The sequence below is a fragment of the Paenibacillus albiflavus genome (assembly GCF_004344915.1).
GTDB lineage: Bacteria > Bacillota > Bacilli > Paenibacillales > NBRC-103111 > Paenibacillus_AM > Paenibacillus_AM albiflavus.
Genome location: NZ_SKFG01000004.1, coordinates 156,704 through 180,426, shown reverse-complemented (window position 1 = coordinate 180,426; position 23,723 = coordinate 156,704). Strand labels below are relative to the sequence as shown.

23 protein-coding genes are annotated in these 23,723 nt (G+C 42.9%); 8 read left to right on the top strand and 15 right to left on the bottom strand.

The window, feature by feature from the left end:
* Positions 1–5: 5 nt before the first annotated feature.
* The 3 genes from E0485_RS07255 to E0485_RS07245 form a co-directional block, all read right to left on the bottom strand.
* The gene (locus E0485_RS07255) at positions 6–1,751 is read right to left on the bottom strand and encodes an ABC transporter ATP-binding protein (RefSeq protein ID WP_132417312.1); all 1,746 of its coding nucleotides are present in this window, start codon (positions 1,749–1,751) and stop codon (positions 6–8) included.
* An 865-nt stretch (positions 1,752–2,616) separates the two neighbouring features.
* On the bottom strand, positions 2,617–3,402 hold the full coding sequence (gene ant(9) / locus E0485_RS07250) for an aminoglycoside nucleotidyltransferase ANT(9) (RefSeq protein WP_132417311.1): 786 nt from the start codon (positions 3,400–3,402) through the stop codon (positions 2,617–2,619).
* A 231-nt stretch (positions 3,403–3,633) separates the two neighbouring features.
* Positions 3,634–4,386, bottom strand: coding sequence for a GNAT family N-acetyltransferase (locus tag E0485_RS07245; RefSeq protein WP_207910939.1), 753 nt, complete (start codon positions 4,384–4,386; stop codon positions 3,634–3,636).
* Between the two features lie 303 nt (positions 4,387–4,689).
* Here E0485_RS07245 and E0485_RS07240 point away from each other — a divergent pair, with 303 nt between their 5' ends.
* Positions 4,690–5,304 carry a DJ-1/PfpI family protein gene (locus tag E0485_RS07240; RefSeq protein ID WP_132417421.1) on the top strand — a complete coding sequence of 205 codons (615 nt, stop codon included), beginning with the start codon at positions 4,690–4,692 and terminating at the stop codon, positions 5,302–5,304.
* Positions 5,305–5,332: 28 nt separating this feature from the next.
* Here E0485_RS07240 and E0485_RS07235 read toward each other — a convergent pair whose 3' ends face one another.
* The 4 genes from E0485_RS07235 to E0485_RS07220 form a co-directional block, all read right to left on the bottom strand.
* Positions 5,333–5,872, bottom strand: a complete 540-nt coding sequence (locus tag E0485_RS07235; protein ID WP_132417310.1) for a GNAT family N-acetyltransferase — start codon at positions 5,870–5,872, stop codon at positions 5,333–5,335.
* Between the two features lie 66 nt (positions 5,873–5,938).
* The gene (locus E0485_RS07230) at positions 5,939–6,457 is read right to left on the bottom strand and encodes a GrpB family protein (protein ID WP_132417309.1); all 519 of its coding nucleotides are present in this window, start codon (positions 6,455–6,457) and stop codon (positions 5,939–5,941) included.
* A gap of 399 nt (positions 6,458–6,856) precedes the next feature.
* Positions 6,857–7,108: a hypothetical protein gene (locus E0485_RS07225; RefSeq protein WP_132417308.1), complete on the bottom strand. Its 252-nt coding sequence runs from the start codon at positions 7,106–7,108 to the stop codon at positions 6,857–6,859.
* 167 nt (positions 7,109–7,275) lie between these two features.
* On the bottom strand, positions 7,276–8,640 hold the full coding sequence (locus E0485_RS07220; protein WP_132417307.1) for a sodium-dependent transporter: 1,365 nt from the start codon (positions 8,638–8,640) through the stop codon (positions 7,276–7,278).
* A gap of 208 nt (positions 8,641–8,848) precedes the next feature.
* On the opposite strand from E0485_RS07220, the gene E0485_RS07215 reads away from it, so the two are divergent.
* Entirely contained in the window at positions 8,849–9,535 is a 687-nt protein-coding gene (locus tag E0485_RS07215; protein WP_132417306.1) for a DUF6483 family protein, read from the top strand.
* On the opposite strand, the gene cls is transcribed toward E0485_RS07215, so the two are convergent.
* Positions 9,516–11,024 carry a cardiolipin synthase gene (gene cls, locus E0485_RS07210; RefSeq protein WP_207910938.1) on the bottom strand — a complete coding sequence of 503 codons (1,509 nt, stop codon included), beginning with the start codon at positions 11,022–11,024 and terminating at the stop codon, positions 9,516–9,518. The two genes, E0485_RS07215 and cls, sit on opposite strands and share 20 nt — an antisense overlap.
* A 121-nt stretch (positions 11,025–11,145) precedes the next feature.
* Between cls and E0485_RS07205 the strand changes: the two genes are divergently transcribed.
* The 5 genes from E0485_RS07205 to E0485_RS07185 all read left to right on the top strand — a co-directional run bounded on the left by E0485_RS07205 (position 11,146) and on the right by E0485_RS07185 (position 14,214).
* A complete protein-coding gene (locus E0485_RS07205; protein WP_132417305.1) occupies positions 11,146–11,733 on the top strand; it encodes a TetR/AcrR family transcriptional regulator in 588 nt (195 codons plus the stop codon).
* 16 nt (positions 11,734–11,749) lie between these two features.
* A complete protein-coding gene (locus E0485_RS07200; protein ID WP_132417419.1) occupies positions 11,750–12,097 on the top strand; it encodes a DMT family transporter in 348 nt (115 codons plus the stop codon).
* Positions 12,097–12,414: a DMT family transporter gene (locus E0485_RS07195; protein WP_132417304.1), complete on the top strand. Its 318-nt coding sequence runs from the start codon at positions 12,097–12,099 to the stop codon at positions 12,412–12,414. The genes E0485_RS07200 and E0485_RS07195 overlap by 1 nt, the downstream gene beginning before the upstream one ends.
* A gap of 96 nt (positions 12,415–12,510) precedes the next feature.
* Complete coding sequence (gene trpB, locus E0485_RS07190; protein WP_132417303.1) at positions 12,511–13,671, top strand: tryptophan synthase subunit beta; 1,161 nt, start codon at positions 12,511–12,513, stop codon at positions 13,669–13,671.
* 18 nt (positions 13,672–13,689) lie between these two features.
* Positions 13,690–14,214: a GNAT family N-acetyltransferase gene (locus tag E0485_RS07185; RefSeq protein ID WP_132417302.1), complete on the top strand. Its 525-nt coding sequence runs from the start codon at positions 13,690–13,692 to the stop codon at positions 14,212–14,214.
* A gap of 696 nt (positions 14,215–14,910) precedes the next feature.
* Here E0485_RS07185 and E0485_RS07180 read toward each other — a convergent pair.
* Both E0485_RS07180 and E0485_RS07175 read right to left on the bottom strand, forming a co-directional pair.
* Complete coding sequence (locus tag E0485_RS07180; RefSeq protein ID WP_132417301.1) at positions 14,911–15,255, bottom strand: DsrE family protein; 345 nt, start codon at positions 15,253–15,255, stop codon at positions 14,911–14,913.
* Between the two features lie 85 nt (positions 15,256–15,340).
* Positions 15,341–16,990, bottom strand: coding sequence for a glutamine--tRNA ligase/YqeY domain fusion protein (locus tag E0485_RS07175; RefSeq protein WP_132417418.1), 1,650 nt, complete (start codon positions 16,988–16,990; stop codon positions 15,341–15,343).
* 190 nt (positions 16,991–17,180) lie between these two features.
* On the opposite strand from E0485_RS07175, the gene E0485_RS07170 reads away from it, so the two are divergent.
* Positions 17,181–18,506: a polysaccharide deacetylase family protein gene (locus E0485_RS07170; RefSeq protein WP_132417300.1), complete on the top strand. Its 1,326-nt coding sequence runs from the start codon at positions 17,181–17,183 to the stop codon at positions 18,504–18,506.
* A gap of 77 nt (positions 18,507–18,583) precedes the next feature.
* On the opposite strand, the gene E0485_RS07165 is transcribed toward E0485_RS07170, so the two are convergent.
* The 5 genes from E0485_RS07165 to trhA all read right to left on the bottom strand — a co-directional run bounded on the left by E0485_RS07165 (position 18,584) and on the right by trhA (position 23,713).
* Positions 18,584–19,501, bottom strand: coding sequence for a pseudouridine-5'-phosphate glycosidase (locus E0485_RS07165; RefSeq protein ID WP_132417299.1), 918 nt, complete (start codon positions 19,499–19,501; stop codon positions 18,584–18,586).
* Positions 19,498–20,439: a carbohydrate kinase family protein gene (locus tag E0485_RS07160; RefSeq protein WP_165921103.1), complete on the bottom strand. Its 942-nt coding sequence runs from the start codon at positions 20,437–20,439 to the stop codon at positions 19,498–19,500. The genes E0485_RS07165 and E0485_RS07160 overlap by 4 nt, the downstream gene beginning before the upstream one ends.
* A gap of 217 nt (positions 20,440–20,656) precedes the next feature.
* Positions 20,657–21,907, bottom strand: a complete 1,251-nt coding sequence (locus tag E0485_RS07155; RefSeq protein ID WP_132417297.1) for an MFS transporter — start codon at positions 21,905–21,907, stop codon at positions 20,657–20,659.
* A gap of 109 nt (positions 21,908–22,016) precedes the next feature.
* A complete protein-coding gene (locus tag E0485_RS07150; RefSeq protein ID WP_132417296.1) occupies positions 22,017–22,970 on the bottom strand; it encodes an alpha/beta hydrolase in 954 nt (317 codons plus the stop codon).
* 92 nt (positions 22,971–23,062) lie between these two features.
* Positions 23,063–23,713, bottom strand: coding sequence for a PAQR family membrane homeostasis protein TrhA (gene trhA, locus E0485_RS07145; RefSeq protein WP_132417295.1), 651 nt, complete (start codon positions 23,711–23,713; stop codon positions 23,063–23,065).
* Positions 23,714–23,723: the final 10 nt, after the last annotated feature.

Here is a 23,723-nt window from a genome sequence, read left to right as displayed (position 1 = left end):
CTCCCTTACTCCAAACTAGCTTCCGTCTGCTGACGATCGAATTGTTCCTTATACCAACCGCCAAGTGCAAGCAGCTCCTCATGTGTGCCCTCTTCGACAATTTGCCCCTCATCGATCACCAGAATGTGATTCGCATGCTGAACAGCCGATAATCTGTGGGTCACAATCAATGTCGTGCGACCTGCCCGCTCACGACGAATATTATCAATAATCCTTGCTTCTGTTCTTGCATCAACCGCTGACATCGCATCATCGAGAATGAGAATATCCGGATCTGCCATCAATGCTCTTGCAAGCGACACCCGCTGCTTCTGTCCGCCCGACAATGCCATCCCTTTCTCACCAACAAGCGTATTAAGCCCATTCGGCAGCACATGGATGTCCTGGCGGAATGAAGCCAGCTCAAGTGCATGCAAGACTTCTTCTTCTGTTGCATCATGTTTGCCGAAGCGAATATTCTCCATTACCGTTTTGGAAAACAGCATGCTGTCCTGCGGCACATAACCGATCCAACTATGCAGACGCTCGATACCAATCTGACTAATCTCCTGATCCGTTATGGTAATTTCACCGCCCTGTGGAACAGGATATTCACGAAGCAATTGCTTCACTAGCGTCGTCTTGCCCGCACCCGTTCGCCCTACAATGCCCAGCGTCTCACCACGCTTAAGCGTAAAGCTAACCTGCTGCAAATTCTCTTTGTCGGAGGATGGGTAACGGAAGCTTACGTCGTGGAACGCAATCGTCTCAGGACGATCAACCTCAACGGTATGCGAAGCATCCTGAACATCCGGTGGGTAAGACAATGTCTCATTCACGCGATCAAGTGACGCTCCGCCGCGCTGCATAATGTTGATTAATTCTCCTAGCGCGAACATCGGCCAAATTAGCATACCGAGGTATACGTTAAAGGCGATTAGCTCCCCAAGTGTAATTTCGTTATGAAAAACCAGATACGCACCATAGCCCAGTCCAATTAAATACGAGCAGCCAACGAGAACTTTGATCGTAGGATCAAATAAGGCATCGATTTTGGCAACAGCCGCATTCTTGGCATACACATCCTTGGTTACCTCTTCGAACCTCGCTTGATCTGCTTGCTCCTGAACATAGGCTCGAATCACGCGGACACCTGCAACAGATTCCAGAACAGAGTCATTCATGTTGCCAAAAGCATCCTGAGCCGCGTCGAATCGATCATGAATCTTCGAGCCATAATGTCTGATCGCTAGCGCAATAAGAGGCAGCGGCAAGAAGGCAGCAAGCGTCAGCTTCCATGAAATGAACACCGCCATCATCACGAGAATGGTCAGCAGGAACATCGTTGAGTCCGCCAAAGTTAGAATACCGAAGCCTACTGTGATGGACACCGCTCTCAAGTCATTCGTCGCTCTTGCCATTAAGTCGCCTGTACGATTCTTCTCGTAGAAGGTCGGTGTCATCCGAAGCAGCTGCGACATGAATTTGGAACGCAGAATACGTTCGACGAGATAAGATCCCCTGAACAAGTTATAATGCCAGGTATAGTTAACCCCATAAGCGATGAATACAATACAAGCCCCGATCCCAATGTACAGCCAATAAACATTTGTCGTTAGAGTGCCGAGCTGAATAGCATCAATCATCATACCCATCAGTTTAGGGGGAATGATCTCGAATACGTTAGCGATCATCAGCATCGATATCGCGATCGCGTAACGCTTCCACTCCTGTTTAAAAAACCAACCCATTTTCACAAAAACATCAAACATGTTGTCACTTCCTTTCAATCCTTTAAGTTCTATATGCAACAAAAAAGAGACATATCGCCTCGTTATTGCTAACGAAGATACGCCTCTTTTCGGTATAAACCATAAAAAAGCGCAGCGATTACAATATCTTGTAACCCTGCGCATCGCTAATGACACTTTACCTCGTGGTAATCATTGCTGACGAAACCATCAGCTGGCGTTCACCAAAGGAAGGGTTACATGAAATTCAATTGCAAAATTATTGAACCTATCAAATAGTAAATTGTATTTCATCTTAATGCCCTCCTTGTAAACAGAATGTATTACCATTTTTATGAAATCATTTGATCTCGATGTTGAGAATTCTAACATTGCTCAAAATAATCTGTCAATACTTATTTTCAGAACATGTCGTACGTATGTGATAAAAATCGCGGCTGTAAGCCCGCACATACGCTGATTGCTCGGGCAACTTTCTGCAGAATGGATGGTCTCTATTTCTATGCTTTTAGATAAATACGGATATTGAAAAATCCCTATATATGGCTAATCAACAGGCGTGATATTATACAAATCTAAATATAATTAAACTATTAGCGTTGAACGAGTTTTTTAGCACTTTATTTTTTATGATAAGTCAACGCCATTTGAATACAAAGTGTTAATTCATCAATTGGTAGCTCACTGTTAACTGAAAGTAAGATTGCTCTGTTTTTAGAAAAGTCTAAATAGTTACCAAATAGTTCTCTCCATTCTTCAACTAAAGTTGTTTGACAATGTACGAAAAGGCCTATTTGCTTTTCTAACTATCGCACCCATTTGTTTAAGTACAATACTTCACAATCTCTTCTTATTTTCACATGTTTTTAAGTCTTTCAAAGCATGTTCAGATACTAAGATAAGACTCTATAGAGTTTTTCATATAATTAACGAGTGCTATTACCTCGCTATCCAGTCCTTCCCACTTATCAACATACTCTCCGCGATAGGCTTTTCTTGCTAAGTTGAGTAAAGTCGCATGCTCTTTAGGCAACTGAGGTATAGCCCATTCTGCAGCTATATCTTTTGATGAGATTTCACCAACAGCCACTGTCAGCCACATTCGTGCAAGGGTTAAAATTACATTTCGTTCGTCGCCCTTGATGCCCTCAATTAATCCTGGCAAAGATTCCATAATCGCCCTTCGAATATGTGTCATCGGCACGGGTTCAAGTATATCAGAAGCATCAGAACCAAAAAGAGAAACGCTATTCTTTCTCACTTGTGTTAAAACAATAGCCAAATCAGGGTCATAAGTTGGTTCCTGAATTTGTCCATTCTCAAACTCATCCCTGAGCCACTCACCATAGATATATTCATTTTTTGGCGGAAATCGCCAGGGGACAACATCTCCATGGTTTATTACCGTGACTTCAAGTGGTCGCACAGAATCTGAATTTCCTATCTTTCCGGATATATGCATTAGTCTGTCTGTTAGTTTTCTGCGAATTACTTCAGTCAAACCTTGATTTACAACCACTAGGACATCTACATCACTATTAATGCGTAAGCCACTAGTTACTGCAGAACCAAATAGATATACCCCGACTATTGCACTGCCAAGCAACTCCTCTACAACTTTAAATGCTTGGATCGCTTCCTTCGGTATTTTTTCGTTATTCAAGTCACTCACCAACTACAAGCTCCTCTTGTCTAAAATGTAATGTACTCTTAAAGTCAAATACTCATGGCACTCATAGGAGATATCCTCTAACCGATATTCAAGTCTGTTACGGCAACAATATTTGTTTCCTTACACATGAAGCAATAAATGAATAACGCATTGGACAACAGCTGTAATGTCTTGTAAAGGAATACGTGAGCTTCCTTGATACATCATAATTGCTTATTTTTAGTCGGGTTCTCAGTCTATGGAGTTGGGAGAAATCACATCCCATTTTCCAAACAGCGTCAAACCCGCCGCTTTAGCCAGCAACGTAGATGCATGGTTATCGAGCTGACATCGGTACTGGGGTTCGTATCCCTGATCATAGGCATACTTGCAAATGGAACGCACCACTTTGCGTGCATGACCTTTTCCTCTAAATGGCGTCAGCGTCAGTACGCCGAGATCCGCAATTTGCGTATCGTCCTCCCAGGGATACATGCTGGCGGCACAAACTAGACGGTTTTGTTCAAAAGAGCCGAACACGGCCCAGTGATCCAATTCCACAAAAGCATCATCCAAGTCCTGTTCCGAGGCGGCGGACTCGAACTCGGAGAAAACCGCATTATCTTGCTCTGTTAACTGGCGCAAGTCACTTTCCATGATTTCTTGCAGCAATACGTTCTTTTCGGTTTCTGAAAAATAAAAGACATAATCCGCGCCATGCAGAGTGATTCCCGCTTCATTTAATTTCCGGCGAAAGATCGGCCCAGACAGATCTTGTCGTTGATAAAGGCCTACTTTATCGGCCAGCGCAGGCGTCAGGACCGCCCTAACCCGGCCATCGGTGGTTTCCAGCACCATGATCCGACTGTCTTCGTCCAGGTCTGGGTTGACGGTGACAGTAAAGGCTTCATCACTATAGAGGACGTCTCCGTTCAAAAATTGCTCCCGCCAATAGTCAATTATCGTTTGTGAAAATAAAGGCATATTATTTACTTTACTTTTCATTAAGTTCACTTCCTTATTCTACGTTATTGTAGCAGAGTATAACTCTGTGGCACCAATGCATGGTTAAAGCTTCACACAGTGTGAACTTCAAGTCTTTTCGTATGTCCTTCCAAACCATAAAAAATGAGAATTTTATATCTCTACAGTCATTTATGAGAATTTAGCTCATTTTTTTCGTTTTGGGGAACAACTATTTTCTTAACTTGATGGACATGGTTACATAAAAAACTGGAATCCCTACTAGGAGATAGAGGCGTTGTATGCTAAGGTGGAATATAAAGTCAATTGGGAGTGTGAGCCATGATGAAAAAGAACTGGAGTGTAGGTATATTTCTCTTCAACGATGTTGAGGTGCTTGATTTTGCTGGTCCCTTCGAAGTATTTTCCGTTACTACATATCCGGATCAACATGTGGATACTCCGGAATCCAAACCGTTTCTCGTAAAACTAGTTTCGGAGACGGGAGAATTGATACAAGCTTGTAATGGATTGAAAGTGCTGCCAGATTACAGTTTCGACAATGCACCACATTTTGATATTTTGGTGATTCCCGGCGGACTTGGTGCCAGAGAGAAGGAGATTTACAACGAGAAAGTCATTCAGTGGATTTCGCAGCGTATGGGTAATGTTAAACTGATGACATCCGTTTGCACAGGTGCTCTTATGTTGGCAAAGGCAAGTCTTCTAGACGGAAAGATGGCAACGACTCATTGGGCCAGCTATGATAGACTCGAGAATGAGTTTCCGGCTGTCACTGTAAAGAGGAATATCAAGTTCGTTGATGAAGGGAACATTGTGACATCGGGTGGGATTTCCGCCGGAATCAATATGGCATTCCACGTTGTTAAACAACTACTAGGTTCGGAAATTGCTCAAGCAACAGCCAGGACAATGGAGTACGACATCACGATTGAGTAACATCAATCAGGAATTGTAATGATCTTTATTAATAAAGGTAGCCTAATAAATCTATCTTGCCATTTTCCCATTTTATATTGCCCACTTCTTTAACCATAAGTTCATTCATTTTTTCATGTCCTATTCCGTAAGTTGTTTGATTTTCATCGTCTATTTTTAGCCATGTACACTCATTATCCACAGACTTGAATCCTGCATTTAAGTACAATTTTTTGTTATCTGCAAACAAGAGTACAAAATCAACTGATTTCCCTTCGCAGAAATCATCTATTTCAGAGAGTAGTAATGAACCTATTCCCTGTGAACGGTTGATTTTTGATACACATAAGTCGATTATGCCAAGAACTCTTATTGGTTTCCCATTTAAATTCATTACTCTATAATCCAAGCCGACTTGACCAACAATTTGATTTTCATCATCAATTGCTACGAACCTAAAATGAGGTAACTGCTTAAAGTAAATCCTATGTTTTGGATATTCATCTGTAAAACACTCTACTAATAACTGCTGTAACTTATCTCTCAATTGACCAATAATGTCATACTCAAAAATTTTCTCAATTTTCAATTCAATTGCTCCTTATTAGTTTATCTTAGGAATTAACACTCATATTATATTTTTTCTTGAATAAATCTAGCGGATAGTCCAATGCCATTTGAGGGCTTCCTCTTCTATTTTTTTGACAAACTCATCTTTACCGTCCCCATAGCTGTCAATGTCAGTTGGATATTGGACAGCTAGTCTACTTTTTAATTCCCCGTACTGCTTACTTATTTCCGGGTTTTGACGGAGATAATCTCTGAATGACAGATGCCTCTCTATTTCTTGAATATTATCATACTGAAAAGCATGAATTTGATGCGTGCGGTTGTCACCGCCTTTACGAAAATATCTTCTGCCCTTTATCCCGAACTCTCCCATTCCTTCATATCCGAGACTTTCAAATTGTGCGTAATAGCGATCTAAGACATCAATATTATGAACAGCAAGTAAAATATCGATGATCGGTTTAGCTTTTAAATCCCGGACCGAAGTGCTTCCAATATGAAAACTATTCACTAATTCTTCTTGCAATATTTCCTTAATGGCCCTTTCTTCCTTCAGATACTCGTTTTTCCAATTCGGATCATGATCTACTACGACAATCCTCACAATATTCACTCTCCTTAATTTTATTGGTCCGATAGCAATGTTCTCTAATTAAAGGCATTAGACCATTGTATAAAAATGGAATATCCTTGTCAATTCAACTTCATCAAAATGTGAAGCTTGATCCACAACTCAATTTGAAATCGAAAAGCCCCAGCGCACAAAACAAACAAAAAAGGCGAGTTCTGCGTCACCACGCAAACCCGCCGCCAACCATCCGTGGAGGAGTGGTTGGAACCACAAACATATAAAGTGTAAACCGTTAATGCCCCCTATAAAGGGGGCAAAAGGTCATTCAAAGTGACATTTTCAGAGACGAGTTAAGGTGACATTATCTCAAAAAATTGACACACATATTTTTAGAACATTGCATCAAACACTTAAAACCGCGTATACGCCTATCTATAAGCTGCTCAGATTATCCTGCTCTTCCGCAAGTTCATTCTCCAATGCTGCAACCACAGTTTGATTCGGATTATTGCCAGCTCCATCGACTGCTCGCTCCGCACGTTCTAGTGCATTCTTAGCATCGTTAATCGTCGTCTCATTCGGATGGCTCATCGCATGTGAGATGGCGTTATACGCGTGATCCAGTGAATTCTGTGCTTGTGCTAGCGGACTTTGTGCCTGTGTACTCGAGTCATTGTCTGCCATAGGTAAGCCCCTTCCCTTAACTTAGTAATATTACCAGTTCGTAGGGTTAGCATTAGCTAGGCTATTTATTCAAACAAGAAGAAACGGTAATACCGTCTATAAAGAAGGTGTTACCGTTTCTTCGAGAAATATCCATGTATGGTGTAATACCTATACATTCATATATTTTAGAAAATATTCAAAAGCCCAACCGAGTATAAGAACACGAAAGCCACCAGGATCGGCGTGATATAGCGAAGCAAGAAAATCCATCCTCGCTGCCATAATGGAGTAAGTCCCGATTCTTCTGCAGCATACTTCCATACATAACCTGCAAATAGCGTACTCGCTAATCCGCTAATCGGCAGTAAAATATTCGATGCAACGTAATCGATGAGGTCAAATAAATTGTACCCCCAAAGCTTATAATCGCCAAGAATTCCACCCATCGATAACGAAGTTGGTATACTGATCAAGAAAATAATAAACGTGATTAAATATGTTGCTCTGGCTCTACTCCATTTCCATTTACTGATCGCATAAGCAACGTTCACCTCAAGTAGAGATACAGCAGAGGTTAAAGCTGCCATTGCAAGCAGCCCGAAGAACAAGCCGCCGAATATCGAACCAAATGGCATTGCTTCAAAAGCCGCTGGCAGCGCAGCAAATACAAGCCCTGGCCCTTGTCCAGCTTCAATTCCGTACGTAAACGTAACTGGAAAAATAATCAGCCCCGCAATGAGCGCATATAAAATATTGCCCCCGCTCACAGCAAGCGTAGCCGCAGTTAGCGATTGCTTTTTGTTTACATATGAGCCGAACGTAATCATTGCCCCCATCCCAAGCGATAGCGAAAAGAAAGCTTGTCCAAGTGCGTCCAGTACAGATTCTCCCGTGATTTTGGAGAAATCAGGCTTAAAGAAGAATTCAGCACCTTCTAACGCACCAGGCAGCATAAGGGATCTTACCATGAGGATCACTAAAACGATAGCAAGCAAAGGAATGAGAATTTTATTAAATCGTTCAATCCCGCTCGATACCCCGCGCATGATGATAGCAAGGCAGATTAACAATGCGATTAATTGCCAAATAATTGGTCCGTAACTACCCGTGAACTGACTGAAATGCTCCGAGAAATTCGTACTCTCATACAACGATCCTGTGAAGGATGTAAAAGTATAATAGAGCGTCCAGCCTGCAACTACTGAATAGAAGCACATAATTAAAAAAGAGGCGAAAATGCTTAGAAATCCACTTCTTGCCCAAAGCTTGGAGCCTGATAGCTTCAAATAGCTGGTCGAAGCATTGCCGCGCCCCCCACGACCGATTGACAGCTCCGCTAGAAGAATCGGCATTCCGACAAAAATAAGACAAATAACAAAAACGATAAGGAAAGCTCCACCGCCATGCTTACCTGCTATATACGGAAATTTCCATAGATTTCCCAGCCCAATGGCGCTTCCGATTGCAGAAGCAATAAAACCGATTGAGCTAAACTGATCACCGCTGTTTGAGGGTGAATCTGATGACTGACCTGCTGTTTTGTTTCCCATGTTCGCACCCCTGATATTCACTTGTGTCCAAAAAAGCTTCAATTTCATTCATTTTACGTTTTGAATAAGTCCTACATCGTATCACATGATGATTTTCAACACAATATAAAAATTCATATCGACTTCATGAGTATGCTTGCTCTTCGGCAATTCTTTACGTTACAATCAGCTTAATCATATTGTCTTGTTAAGATGGGAGTGGCATTTCATGTCAAGAGATTATCTGCTTCGTCAAATTGAGCAATTAACTGCTGTCTTAAGCACAATTCTTGGACTTAAGAAAGAACAGAAGCCAGAGCTAGCGCTACAAACCATCGAGGAATATCTAAAACGCGAGCTTGGCCTGAGTTCTAAACTATTAAATAATCTTCACGCAGAGGAGCTAATTCGAATGTGCAATACGGATAGCTTAACTGGTCGTGACAAGCTTTATACATTAGCTACCCTGCTAAAAGAAGAAGGAGAGTTACAGCGAATGACTGGTAACGAGGCCACTGCTGATGAACGCTCCTTCAAATCTTTATATTTGATGTTAGCTTACTCCGCTCTTCCAAGCCATGATCACGAGACACAGCTAACAGAAATGATTGCTTCCCTGCTAGCATCCTTACAGCACTGTGAGCTTCCTACCGAAGCCTCGGCGCTCCTCTTCCAATATTATGAGCGAAAGCATCAATATGCTGCCGCAGAGGATGTACTATTCGATCGGTTGCAAGCTGAAGCTGAATTCGGCACCAATCCAAGCGAATTGATGGATTTAGTTGCGGAAGGCAACGCCTTTTATCAGCGGCTATTAAAGTGCGACGATGAAGATCTTCTGCAGGGAAATTTGCCCCGCTCAGAAATTTGGGGTGCACTCGATGAGCTGAAACGCTTTACAGTAAGGGAGACATAAGTCTTGCAGCGGATTCCAGAAAACGTACAACATATCCTCTGTTCTTAATACGATCACTATCCAATCGTACAGAATCCGCCAGATCTGCCTCATAATCCGCTACAAGCTGCTCTGTACTTTCCGTGTCATATAAGAAAGCATTTACTTCAAAGTTCAAATGAAAACTTCGCATATCCATATTCGCTGTTCCGATTGAAGCCATCACACCGTCAACAATCAGAATTTTGGAATGCATAAAGCCGCGCTCATATTCATAAATGTTCACACCGCTATCAACAAGCCCTGGAAAATACGAATGAGATGCGAGATAGGGCAGCCATTTGTCAGGCTTCTTCGGGAACAGAATTTTAACATCAATCCCTGACATCGCTGCGACCCTAAGCGCCGTAAAAATATCGTCATCTGGAATAAAATAAGGCGTAGCAACCCAGATTGATTTCTCTGCAGACGTAATCATGGAGAAGAATAAATTCTTCATTGCGGTTATCTGCTGATCAGGACCACTTGCAATAATTTGAACAGCACCATCTTCTTTGCCATCTGTTAACACGGGTGGTACATAAGCTTGGTTCGAGTACGTTTTACCCGTCATATGATACCAATCGGTCATAAAAATAAATTGCAGCGTCCTCACCGCTTCTCCCGTCACAAGTAAATGCGTATCCCGCCAGAAGCCATAAGTTGTACTTCTACTCAAGTACTCATCTCCAACATTCAGCCCACCAATGAAGCCAACTTGTCCGTCGATCACAATGATTTTACGATGATTTCGATAATTGACCTTGCTTGAGAATAACGGGAACGTCACGGGATCGAATGCAATAGCCTCAATCCCTCCTGCTCTCATTTCTTCAATAAAGGATTCGGGCAGCTTATAGCTTCCAACAGCATCGAATAAGAATCGAACCTTAACGCCTTCTTTTGCTTTTTGGAGTAAAATATTTTGGATTTGCTTGCCAATTTCGTCATCACGGTAAATGTAATATTCGATGTGAATATGATGGGTTGCTTTATTCAGTTCCTCGACTATAGCTGCGAATGTCATTCCACCGTTGGTCAGTACCTTGGTATGGGTCGAAAGAGAAAGGTGACTTTTCGCGATATTATTAGCCAGGTGAAACATTTTCTGCTGATTAACAGGAAAATTCGAATAATCTGATCGTTGATCCTGATTTTTGAACGATAAATACATTTGCGCATCCTGTAAGGCTTTGCGATCGAATTTTCTCCGTTTGCGATAAGATTGTCCGAATAGAAGATAGAAAATAAAGCCCACTACTGGTACAAGCGCCAAAATTAAAATCCATGCCATTGTACTCGATGGATTACGATTCTCCATGAAAATGACGAGTCCAACAAATAATACCGTCAGTGAAGTTATTATACTTACGGAGGCAGTAATCACACTGGAAAAATGAGTATTTGTATAATAGAGCATACCTACAATAACAACTAATAGGATGACTATTTGTATCGAACGTTTAAACATGTAACTCCCCCTATATATATCTGCTATGGTCAAGTATATCAAAACCTTGACTTTAATACCTAACTGTGAGATATTTTATAATGCCTAACGAACGGTAGGTAGTGATCGAGGAGGGATTAACATGACTGCCAAACGGATCAAAGACGTTGCTTTAAAGCATTTTGCCGCATATGGTTACTCAGGTTCTTCACTTGCACATATAGCAGAAGAAGTTGGTATTAAAAAGCCTTCTCTTTATGCACATTTTAAAGGTAAAGATGACCTTTTTTTGCGTGTATTGCAGGATGCTTTTAATGAAGAGTCCACCTTACTAGAACAGTATTTAACGAAAGAGACAAATGATACGCTCCATGATCGATTGTATCAATTTCTTGTGTATTATGAAGCGAGGTATGAGCAGAATGAACGCAACAAGTTCATGATGCGGATGAGTTTTTTTCCGCCTCCAGCTTTGTATGACAATGTGATGGAATACGTATATGCCCACCTGGACAGATTAGAAGATCACCTAGTCGCCCTATTCACTGAGCTATCAGGAACGGGCAAACCCTACTCCTTTGATCCACGGCAAATGGCCAAAGCTTATTTGTGCTTATTAGATGGGGTATGTGTTGAACGATTATATGGCGGAGCAGATCGATTCAAGCAAAGACTAGAAGCAAGCTGGAACCTGTACTGGCTCGGGCTGCAGACATATCAACAACAATAGAATCGGGGGAAGTATGATGAATCGCAATTGGTTATATGTATTTATAGGAGGAGTGCTTGAGGTCATTTGGGTTTCGGGGCTTAAACATGCTACGGTTTGGTGGGAATGGGCAATTACGATTGCCACAATCGTCGTATCGTTCGATTTGATTATCCGAGCTGCCAAGAAGCTCCCGCTTGGTACGGTATATGCCGTATTTACGGGTCTTGGTACAGGCGGTACGGTAATTGCTGAAACTCTCATTTTTGGCGAACCCTTTAGTTGGCTCAAGGCATTTTTCATCCTCCTATTACTCTCTGGCGTAATGGGTCTTAAGCTCGTTACAGATAAAGAATCACACAGCAAGAAAGGAGCTGATATTTAATGGCTTGGGTCGCGATTGTTTTGGCAGGGGGCTGTGAAGTCCTTGGTGTACTCGCAATTAATAATGTGAATCGCAAAAAGAACCTACTCGCTTACCTATTCCTAGTGGTCAACTTCGCCGCAAGCTTCTCGCTCTTATCATATGCTTTGCAGACCGTCTCGATGGGTACAGGTTACGCGATATGGACAGGAATCGGAACAGCGGGAAGTGCTGTGCTAGGCATGCTTATTTTTAAAGAGTCAAAAGACTGGAAACGTTTCTTGTTTATTGCCATGATTCTCGTCTCTGCTGTCGGTCTTAAGCTAATAGCTACTTAGCGGCCAAGAAGATCTATAAAACATTTTGATAGATGATGTACAATACCCCTCTATTCTTGTAGAATGAGTATAATTTCAGAGTGGAGGTTAGCAGAGATGAGCATAGGAGAAGTAAAAGGTTATTTCGGTCAATTCGGTGGGAGCTATATACCACCCGAACTTCAAGAGGTTATGGATCATTTGGAGCAACAATTCGAGAAGTACAAGGATGACCCTGATTTCCAAGATGAGCTTAGGTATTATATGAAAGAGTACGTAGGTCGCGAAAATCCATTAACGTATGCAGAACGTCTTACGAACAAACTGGGTGGAGCCAAAATTTATCTCAAAAGAGAAGATTTGAACCACACAGGTGCACACAAAATCAATAATGCAATCGGTCAAATCCTGCTTGCCAAGCGAATGGGAGCCAAACGTGTCATTGCCGAAACCGGCGCTGGACAGCATGGCGTTGCTACTGCAACTGCATGTGCGATGTTTGGTATGGAATGCGTTATTTATATGGGTGCAGAAGATACTCGCAGACAAGCGCTTAATGTTTTTCGCATGGAGCTGCTAGGAGCCAAGGTTGTAGCTGTGACCAAAGGGCAGGCTAGATTAAAAGATGCTGTTGATGAGGCGCTGAACGATTTAGTTGCCAATTATAAAACAACCTTCTATCTTCTAGGTTCTGCGGTTGGCCCACATCCATATCCAACGATGGTCAAGCATTTCCAATCGATTATTAGCGAGGAGTCGAAGCGTCAAATTCTTGACAAAGAAGGACGCTTGCCTGATGCGGTAATCGCCTGCGTAGGCGGTGGCAGCAATGCGATCGGCGCATTTGCCCACTACATTGACGAACCTTCGGTTCGTTTGATTGGCGTAGAGCCAGAGCTAGCCCCAACAATGAAGGAAGGCGTACCAGGCGTGCTGCATGGATTCAAATGCTTACTGCTGCTTGATGAGAATGGTGAACCTCGTAAAACCTATTCCATCGCTGCAGGGCTTGATTATCCAGGCGTTGGTCCTGAACACAGCCACTTAAAAGAAAGCGAGCGCGGAGAATACGTTACGATCTCTAACGAAGAAGTGCTCGCAGCGTTCCATGAGCTTTCACGCACAGAAGGGATTATCCCGGCTTTAGAAAGCTCACATGCCATAGGTCATGCAATCAAGATTGCACCGACTATGCCACAAGACAGCATTATTATTGTAAACCTCTCAGGTCGCGGTGATAAAGATGTCGAGCAAGTATTCCAGATGACAAGTAAGTAGTAACTTGTAGGGAGGGTGATGGCAATTCCAATCATCGAAACCGAAAGATTAATAATCCGTGAGTATGTACCTGAAGATCTCGTACAGCTTCATATGATTCTTTCTGATCCCATGACCATGTCCTTCTGGCCTGCACCATTTACACTTGAACAGGCTGGAGACTGGATTGAAGACAATCTCTACAATTATGAAGAGCAAGGCTTCGGAAGATGGGCTATCGTATCCAAAGAAACACGGATGATTATTGGCGATTGCGGAATCAATTGCATCGAGCTGGACGGTCAGATCGAATATGATCTGGGCTATATCATTCATAAGCTTTTTTGGAACGAAGGCTATGCTACAGAAGCTGCAGAGGCTTGTATGAAGTATGCTTTTGAAGAGCTAGGTTTACATCGTCTCTGCGCAAACATGCCTACAGAGCATCTTATATCGAAACGAGTTGCAGAAAAACTCGGGATGCAGCTGGTCAAAGAATTCCGAAATGAACGCAACCGAGGGATTATGACTTACCTGTATGCGATCGAGCAACCTGTAAAATAAATGACCTTATGCACGCTTGAAGCACACCCTGTCAATGAACGACATGGGTGTGTTTTTTGTTGGAAACAAGTTGCTGTATTGCTGACAGAATGCGAAAAAGCACCATTTTGATGCATTTGCGCTCGGTAGCATGGTTGGTAGGCTCTCTTCAGCGGGCGAACGGTAACAAATTTCCTAACATCGGAAACTATTTACCGAAAAAGCACCCAAAGTTGCCGCATCGCGCTCAACAGCATGGTTGGTGGGCTCTCGCAACGGGCGAACGGTAACAAATTTCCTAACATCGGAAACTATTTACCGAAAAAGTACCCCAAGTTGCCGCATCGCGCTCGGTAGCATGGTTGGTCGGTGCTTGCAACGGGCGATCGGTAACAAATTTCCTAACATCGGAAACTAATTACCGAAAAAAGTACCCAAACTTGCCGCATCGCGCTCGGTAGCATGGTTGGTCGGTGCTCGCAACGGGCGATCGGTAACAAATTTCCTAACATCGGAAACTAATTACCGAAAAAGTACCCAAACTTGCCGCATCGCGCTCGGTGCCATGGTTGGCGGTTTGGTAGGCGTTTGAAACTTTCGCTCGGTAACACGGCTGGACAGCGTTCGCATCGCCGCCCAGCAGCATCGCTATCAACGCAAAAGCACCCCTAATCGGCTAACCGTTAGGGGTGCTTCCATATAGCAATCTCATTCAATCTACGAAACAGTTATTACCTCGTATTCAGATGCCAATTGAATGAAATCATTCATACCTTTGATCTTGCCTGCGGCTAGATCGGATTCGACGCCATAGTGATCTACACAGGTGCGGCAAGCCAGCACCTCGACGCCCTTCTGCTCCAATTCGCCTAGATGCAGTGAAACTAGCGATGCATTCGTCAATGCTTTGACGCCGCTGTTCATGCAGAACACGGCATGCGGCAATGTTTCCTGCTGCTTAAGAATCGTGAAGAAGGTTTCCAGCACCGTTTCACCAAGCTGTTGATCACCTTTGCCAAATGTATCGGATGCAACTAAAATGACTTTTTTCTCGAATCCCATGATGTTCTCTCCTCATGAGCGTCCGATCTTCATTTAATAGTCAGCGTTAATCGATATCGGACGGTCGTAAATTTGATCTATCTAATTATTTAACAACAAATGAACTCTTCAAGGATACGGTTTGGTTAAATACGATACGCTCCGCGCTTGTTAGCTTGGAATCCACATTAAAGTAACCATGACGGAAGAATTGGAACTTATCGTTTGCCGCAACATCCTTCAAATTCGGCTCCACAAATCCGTTCAAAATTTCAAGTGAATTCGGATTCACATTCTCCAGGAAGTCGCCATCTGCATTCTCATCCAAGATTAACGGCTCATACAAACGGAACTCTGTTGGTACCGCTTGAGTCGCTTCAACCCAGTGAATCGTTCCTTTGACCTTACGACCTGTAAAGCCGCTGCCGCTCTTCGTTTCTGGATCATAGGTACAATGAATCTCCACTACATTACCGTCTGCATCCTTAACAACATTTTCACACTTAACGAAATAGGCGTTCTTCAAGCGCACTTCATTGCCAGGGAATAAACGGAAGTATTTGCTTGGCGGATCTTCCATGAAGTCATCCTGCTCAATATAAATTTCCCGTGAGAATGGAATTTGACGTATGCCCATTTCTGGATTCTCAGGATTCACTTCCGCATCCAGCATCTCGACTTGCCCTTCTGGATAATTCGTAATCACGACTTTAAGCGGACGTATAACACCCATTGTCCGAGGAACCGTCAGCTTTAGATCTTCACGGATAAAATGCTCCAGCATCTTCTCATCAACCAAGCTATTGCTGCGCGCAACGCCAATCTCACGGCAGAAGTTACGAATCGCATTCGGCGTATAACCTTTACGGCGCAAGCCCGAAATAGTTGGCATCCGCGGATCATCCCAGCCATCAACAAATCCTTCATCTACGAGCTGTTTTAGCTTTCTTTTGCTCATCACGGTATTGGTAATGTTCAGACGAGCGAATTCGTATTGATGCGGACGGGATTCCATCTCGCATTCCTCAACCACCCAATCATATAACGGACGATGGTCTTCGAATTCAAGGGAACATAAGGAATGGCTTACACCCTCGATAGCATCTTCAAGTGGATGCGCAAAGTCGTACATCGGATAAATGCACCACTTGTTGCCTGTGTTATGATGCTCAGCATGTGAAATACGGTACAATGCAGGGTCACGCAAGTTCATATTCGGTGAAGACATATCGATCTTTGCGCGCAGCACCTTCGCACCATCCGGGAATTCACCCTTCCGCATACGATCGAATAAATCAAGATTCTCCTCTACCGTACGATCCCGATAAGGGCTGTTCTTCCCTGGTTCCGTTAATGTACCGCGTGTTTCACGCATTTGTTCTGCGCTTAAATCACACACATAAGCTTTACCCTTGCGAATTAACAACAGGGCGCGTTCGTACATTTCGTCAAAATAGTCTGATGCGAAGAATAGATCATCCCATTCAAATCCTAACCACTTTACGTCCTCTTTAATTGACTCTACGTACTCCACATCTTCCTTCGTAGGATTCGTATCATCAAAACGAAGATTGGTACGGCCCTTGAACTCATCACCAAGCTCAAAATTCAAGCAGATTGCTTTGGCATGTCCAATATGCAAATAACCGTTAGGCTCTGGCGGGAAACGCGTTACAATTTCTTTAACCGTTCCATTGCGCAGATCTTCGGTAATAATATTTTTTATAAAATTTGAAGTGCTCGGTTTACTTTCCATCATCCTCAACCTTTCGAAAAAAACGTCCAACCCTTCGAGGGCATTGTATCCGTTTCTTATTGACTGTATTCCAATCATACCTATTTCGTGAAAATAGATCAACATTAGGAAACTACCTTTTTGTTATTCCAAGTGTGTCTTACAAATGTTACAATTAGAATGATTCCTGAAGGGAGAGTCAATCTGTCACATGCAAAATTTAATTAATATCTTAATTTTTCCATTTGTTACAATTTACATGCTCGTTCCCTATTTTATCACCCGTATTTTCGGTTATGGTGTTTTTAGTAAGGGAGTTAAAAGTAAACAAATCGCATTTACATTCGATGACGGCCCCGATCCACGTTATACACCCGAGTTGCTGGAGCTGCTCAAAGAAAACAATATGAAAGCAACGTTCTTCGTTCTAGGCAGCAAGGCAGAAAAATATCCCGAATTAATTCGCCGCATATATGATGAAGGACACCAAATTGGCATCCACAATTATACACATAAGTCAAACTGGATTATGACGCCTTGGAAAGTCAAGCGAATGCAAGTAGAACGAACTGCGGATATCGTGGAACAAATCATTGGTGAAAGACCCATTTATTATCGCCCACCCTGGGGCATTCTTAATATAGGAGATTTCATCTCACTGCGCAAAGATTATCGTATCATTCTGTGGTCCGTTATGCCGCGTGATTGGAACCAGAAGGTCGGAGTCGAAAAGCTCAAACGCCGGTTGATCAAGAATATTAAACCAGGTTCGATTATTCTGCTTCACGACAGCGGTGATACACTAGGTGCCGATGAAGGCGCGCCTCGTAATATGCTAGATGGTCTTGCATTAGCAATTGAGAACCTCAAGTCACGTGGCTATACCAGTGTGCGAATTGATCACCTGATGGACAGAACCTACAACAATCCTTTCAACAAGCTTAGATGGTCCAAAAGGTTACTCATCAAACTGTGGTTTGCATGGGATGCGCTATTCTGTAAGTTATTCCGTGTTCGAGTTGTGAATGAGAAATATCCTTTTATTAAAGTCAGGCTGCGCAAATACACCAGTTCCAAGCCGCTTGCACTATCAGACGGCGAAATGTTTGTGAAGGGCGATACCGTTGCTGAACTGCATTTTGATAACAAAATGTTAGTCCGCATGAGTCTTGAGAGCAAGAACAGCACACGATTGGCCACTCAAATGGTCAGACAAGCTCAGCATACTTTCCCTCGTATTCTTCATAAAATAGAAGTCGATCCTAAATATCGGAATGTCAAAGGTTTATACGGGATCACCATGATTAATCGTGGTGTCGAACACTTAGGTTTTACCGTTACGGATCTACCTAAAGGATTATTCGCTTCTATGACCCAAATCTATCTCAAAATCTTGATGTCCGTTCTTCATCCAGATGGGAACGACCGATTGAAGACTCGTTCTGACATGTTAGTGCCTAAGACACTCGGGATGTCGCACAAGCATTTAGCTGAGCTCTATTCCCTATCGAAGACCGATATGATAAAAGAAGGATAAAATCGCAGCAGCGCAGACATAAGGAAAGTCCGTGTTCAATCTCGGCTTTCTGTGTCTGCGCTTCTTTTTTGCTTTACTTATGAATACTGATGATGAAGTGCAACGGCTACTTTCGCTGCAACCTCCACATTATGCTTCACAAGTGCGATATTCGTTTGTAGGCTGCGTCCTTCAGTTAAGTCCTTAATTTTGGCAAGCAGGAATGGTGTTACCTTCTTGCCTGTGATGTGCATGGCCTTCGCTTCCTCGATGGCTTGAAGAATGGTAGCTTCAATTTCTTTGAATGGCAGCGCATCTGCTTCTGGCACTGGGTTCGCAATTAGAACCCCCCCTTGCAGCCCAAGCTCCCACTTCGTATGTAAGAAATGGGCAACTTTAGTTGGCTCATCCATACGGAAGTCTACGCCATATCCACTTTCTCTCGAGTAGAATGACGGAAATTCACTCGTCTTGTACCCAACCACCGGAACTCCTTGTGTCTCCAGATATTCAAGTGTACGACCGATATCTAGAATCGATTTAGCTCCTGCACAGACAACCGCTACATTCGTTTGTGCCAGCTCTGTTAGATCGGCAGATACATCCCAAGTGACCTCTCCATCACGATGAACGCCGCCAATTCCACCAGTAGCAAAAACACGAATACCCGCAAGCTGAGCTGCAATCATTGTTCCTGCAACTGTTGTTGCTCCGATACGTCCTGTAGACAATAAGTAGGCAAAGTCTCGACGGCTTACTTTCTCTACGGAAGGGTCTGTTGCAAACCGCTCTAGCTCTTGCTCATTCAGACCAATCTTGATTGCACCATCCATTAGACCAATCGTAGCAGGCACTGCACCCTGATTGCGGATGATTTGCTCTACTTCTTTCGCCATTTGAACGTTCTGCGGGTAAGGCATACCATGAGAAATAATCGTAGTCTCAAGTGCAACAATAGGTAGATGATTAGCTAAAGCATGCTTAACTTCGTCTGTGAATGTTAGGTAGGAATTCATTGTACGGGCTCCTCTATAAGTTTATTTAATTGATTTATACTAAGATCAGGTCTTACAGAAAAAACGGTTTGCAAAGTCAATGCAGAAGCAGCGATTCCTACACGGCAAGCATCGACTAATGACTTACCTTGAAGAACACCATAAATTAAGCCTGCGGCAAATGCGTCACCAGCACCCGTTACATCAACTACGTCTACATGCATTGCAGGCAAATGCGTATCACGATCAGGTGTAGAACAATAGATGCCCTGCTCGCCTAGCGTCATAATCACATTCCGTGCACCGCGAGCTCTTATGCGTGCGCAAGCTTCCTCACAATCTGCAATCGTATCAATCCGTAGGCCACTCATCGTCTCTGCTTCATCTCGGTTTGGCATAATTACCTCTACACCAAATAAAAAATCTGGTAGCTTGCGTGCCTTAGGCGTGGAGACAGGATCAATATATAGCGAAATCCCTTCTAAATGACAACGCGCAATAATATGCTCAATACAAGCCTCTGGAAAATTCGTATCTAGCAGCACCGCATTCGCTGTAGCGACAGCTGGCCACATCTCATCTACCATTTCAGGCGTCATCAGATCATTAATATCCATATGTGCCATAGCAACGAACATCTCGCCATTCGTATCCAATAGCGCTGTATAGGTACCCGTTCGAGCTTGCTCTAGCGTTCGAATCGAATCTACTTGCATCCCTAATGCAATAGATTCCTCCTTAATATATCGGCCTTCCCCATCGTCCCCTATGCAGGACAACATCGTCACCTCACAGCCAAGTCGTACAAGATTCTCCCCGATATTACGTGCAACGCCTCCACAGGATTGACTCATGCTTACTGGATTCGAAGTATGAATAATAAGCGGCTGCTTCGCTGATGCTTTGCGATCTAAGTTAACTGCACCTATGCAGGCAACCCGAGATTTAACTTGATTCAATCTGTTCACCTCTGTACGATTGGATTAGCAATTCCTGCAAAAAATCTTGTGTAAACAGCATTTGATCCTTGCCATAAGTTTATCATCAGGCAAACTAACAGACTAGATCATAAATTCAAAATATTATGTTAATTAAGTTGCGAATGCTATTTTAGACACAAATAAAGCCTTCAGTCGGAATCTTAGCGATTCTAAGTAAAGGCTTTATTGTGTAGTATTATGCTTGTTGTTCTGCAGGCTGATTGATCTGCGCTGCAGGTTTAAGCTTAAAGAGCGGCGCAATCACAATTACACCGATTAAGAAAAGGACGGACGAAGCGAAATAAAGCGGAACGAGTGTGAATAAATCCTTAAGCCAGCCTGACATCGTCATCATAATGACCATGGAGCCCATGAAAAGTGGATTCAAGATTCCATTCACGCGACCTAAATGGGATTCCGCCGTGTTTTGCAAGATCATTGTATTAATCCCGATTTGAATACATGGAAGTACAAGAGAGCTTATAAACTGTGCAATCAGCGACAACCAGAATATTTCAGAATATCCCATTACAACAAACATAAACGCATCCACAAACATACCGAACGCCAGCAGCTTCTGCGGCGCAACCTTCTTGGAGAAGCTCATCGCCAGAATACCGCCTATGATCATAGCAATACCGCCTGTCATCATAAACCACTGAAGATCTTCCTTCGGATGTCCCAAGCGTTCTGTTACGATAAATATACCAAGTGGATTAATAATCCCAAGCGCAAGTCCAGCAGCGACAAAAGCGCCGCCTAGCTTCGTAAGAATCTTGCTATTCCACACATATTTAAACCCATCTTTCATTTCACTCCAAATATGAGTTTCTTTCTTCACCGTATCTTCTCTGCGATCCTTCGGGATGAAAGTAAGAGTTGCTGCTGATAGAAGGAATGCAACGCCCATAACTCCAATTGCTACCATAATTCCAAAACGTTGAAACACGAAGGCACCAAGAACAGGACCAAGAATGAGGAAGATAGCAAACATTGTTTGATAGAGTGACATCCCCATTTGAACTAAGGCTTCAGGTACATGCAGCTTGAACAGCTTCATTCCTGAAGGCTGTGAGAATTGAGACAGAATGGATGACACTAGCGTCGTGAAGAAAACAACCTGCCACGAGCCGATAGACATAGCGATTAATACGCCAAAAATCGATACCGCACTCAAAATGTCACACCAGATCATGGTCCGCTTAGGCATCCATCTATCTGCGAACGCGCCTCCAATGAAAGAGAAAATGAAGATTGGCGCATACTCAGCTACCGAAATCAAAGAAACTGCTTTGGCGTTCCCGCCCGTCATTTCCATTACATATAGTAGAATAGAATAATTCCTTACCCAAATTCCGATCTGTAGAAAAAAAGTTGAAACTAATATAGCCTGAACGAATCGATTGCGAAAAAACACCGATAAGCTAGGTGCTGTTTGTGTACTCATAGCAAAACTCCCTCCGATTAACTTTCTCTAATTTACATGAAGCAATATTCATAGTCTACAATAACATCCATTTTAAGGAAAGGTCCTATAGATTGGAATAAAATCCATCTCAAGACCGATTACAAAGTAAATTTTGACCGAGCACCTCCTGAATAAAAGCTGCGACTTCTTGTTCATACCGCTCTTTATCCTTGCCATAGGCTACTGCATGCCCAGCACCTTCAATGAGCAGCAATCTATTCTTGCCTTTGCGTTCTTGTCTAAACATCTCTTCGCTCATTGACGTCGGAACAAAATTGTCTGCAGTACCATGAATGAAGAAAATAGGTACGTCGCTATTTCTAATCGAACGAATCGGACTAATATCTCTTATTCGGAAGCCAGCCTTTACATGTGTCATTTGTTCAATCCACATGAGAAAAGGAAATTTAGGGAGGGAGTTAAGCTTAGTTAACTGATGCTCCATTAACTTGGTCAAGTCGGAATAAGGGCAATCCGCAATAATGAACTTAAGTTGCTGCTCATGCCGCTTCAAGCCTGCGTATTCCAATACCGTTCCCCCGCCCATTGATTGCCCATGAAGTCCAATGATGCAATCCTCACCTTTGCGCTGTACGACCCAATCAGCCCAAGCGCTTAAATCGTTTTTTTCATAATAGCCGTAGGTTGCATGCATGCCTTCGCTATTTCCATGTCCACGATGATCAAAGAACAGAATATTAAATCCAAGTCGCTGATATAGGCGAACAAATTGCAGCATCCAGGAATAAGCAGCTGTATACCCATGCACAAGAATAATGACGCGCTTTGATTCTGGATGGCAATTCACATAATAACCTCTCAGCTTATGCCCATCATGACTCTCAAGCTCAATGGCTTCTTTATCCAGCTCATCAAACTCAGCCTTACTATACAATCCATCCTCCTCTATACGCTTAAAGTTCTCTTCATGGCTGGATCTTTTCATTAATGTAAATCTGTTGAAAGCATATCTAACGATTATGTAACACGCTGCCGCTAGCGCAAACAAAACGATAACTGCGATAATTATTCCAATTGTCATAAATTTCTCTCCCTGATGTGCTTTAAGAAAAGGCGCCCTATTCGATCAGGCGCCCTTAACTGTTTAATCTGCCGAACCTTACAATACAAAGTCTATACAGGAATGGGAAGTATATAGAACAGGATCATGAAAAAGTGGGCAATCGCACCTGCTAATACGAATAGATGCCACACCGCGTGATGGTACGGGAACGCTTTCCACACATAAAAAATAGTACCTAGTGTATAAAGCACACCACCTGTCACGAGTAAAGTTAAGCCCCCGCCTGCAAGTCCTTCAGCTACAGGTTTCCACGCAATGACGATCAACCAGCCCATCGCGATATAGAATATGGTGGAAAGAAACAGAAATCTTTTGGTGAAGAAAGCTTTGAATGCGACTCCAGCAAGAGCTGTCCCCCAGATAATTCCGAAAATCGTCCAACCCAGCACACCTTGAACGACGACGAACAATATAGGTGTATACGTTCCTGCAATGAACAAATAAATGGAGGAGTGATCGAAAATCTCGAATAGATCCTTCTTCTTACCTTCTGGAAAGCTATGAACTAACGTCGAGGATACAAAGAGCAGAAGCATGGAAACTCCATAGATGGTGAAGCTTACAACATGCCATGCCGAGCTATATATACTAGCGAACACGATTAAGATCACAAGCGCCGCAACACTTAACAGTGCGCCGATTCCATGCGTGATCGCATTCGCAATCTCTTCTTTCCGTGAGTACGTATGCGTATTAGCCAATTGATTCCCT